Source organism: Arthrobacter sp. 2YAF22_2, from assembly GCF_052114645.1.
GTDB lineage: Bacteria > Actinomycetota > Actinomycetes > Actinomycetales > Micrococcaceae > Arthrobacter.
Genome location: NZ_JBFRFD010000764.1, coordinates 1 through 1,146 on the forward strand (window position 1 = coordinate 1; position 1,146 = coordinate 1,146).

Genomic DNA, 1,146 nt, shown 5'->3' on the forward strand with positions numbered 1-1,146 from the left:
CGTGCGGAAAGACCCGGACCGGCAACCCACGAATCGCTTTGAACCCGAGGTTCCAGTCCCACCGTCAGGACCGGGCGCCGCCACACTTCATATCGTCTAGACAAGTGGCATGTCGGATATTGCGTCGTTCAGGCTCTGCCCAAGCCCTGGACTCGGAGGCTTCTCAAAACGATGAACATCGAGTTCGGTCGCATCGGAAACAACCGCCCCAAACCCGATCGCCAAGGCCTCAGGCGTGGCCTCGTGCACTCGTAACTTGGGCAACCACGCGCCCCGTGCACGGTGAAACGAGTTGGTGAGGGTCGGTATTCCCGCCATAGGCATTTCAAGCGCAAGGTGGCTGGGGTGGGGACTAAACATAAGGGCAACCCCCACGTCAGTCGTCGATAGTTGCTTGTAGTAGTCTGCCAGCGACAACTTCCCCAAGGTACGAAGCTCGATACCCTTTCCCAACTCAAGGGGGTCATGTTCGCCGCCTATCGAACATATCGATATCCTTTCCAGCACTGCAGCCGGAGCCGAACTCACCCAGATTCTCAAAGCCTCCACACCAAGATCGAACAGGTTTCGCGGATGACGCGGCCTACCATAGAACAGGACTCGAATGCGTTCGCTGTCTGGTAGCCAACCCAAAGCACTCTCTTCGATTTTGGCAGTATCTATTGCAGGCGCAAAAACTCGCCTTCTGCTCGAGGAAGCGAATCCTTGCTCAGAAAGAAAAGTTGCCAGTGAAGCCGAGTTCACGAGCCAATTGAAGCGCAAGGAATATGTCGACATGGCTAAGGCATATTCAGTTCCAAACGCATAGAACCCTGGCTCGAAGTCCTGTATTAGATAGGTCACCGACCGTGGCGCTATACTGCCCCGGTCAACTAGTCGCCCGACGGCATAGGCAGTCATCCAGAAGGTAACTACCCAATGATCGTCGACACTCGCCTCCGAGTTTTCAAAGTCATCTAGGTAGAGAACCTCTGGTTCCCCAGCCGACGCGATCAAGCCGATAGATTTCAAAAATGTACTAGTGTCTGTAATTATAGACTCGTAGCCAATCGGACGCTTTTTCAACACCAAAATCCGCAAGGAGAGCCCAAGTTGTTTCGCAATAAGCTGCCCGGCGCGAAGCGCGGTCGTGAGCCCGGCGAAACC

The 1,146-nt window shown here is 54.7% G+C and carries 1 protein-coding gene; it reads right to left on the bottom strand.

All coding sequences use genetic code 11. The features are described 5' to 3' along the window. Positions 1-96: 96 nt before the first annotated feature. On the bottom strand, positions 97-1,146 hold a 1,050-nt coding region (locus AB4Y86_RS19375), incomplete at its 5' end, for a rhamnosyltransferase WsaF family glycosyltransferase (RefSeq protein WP_441403742.1).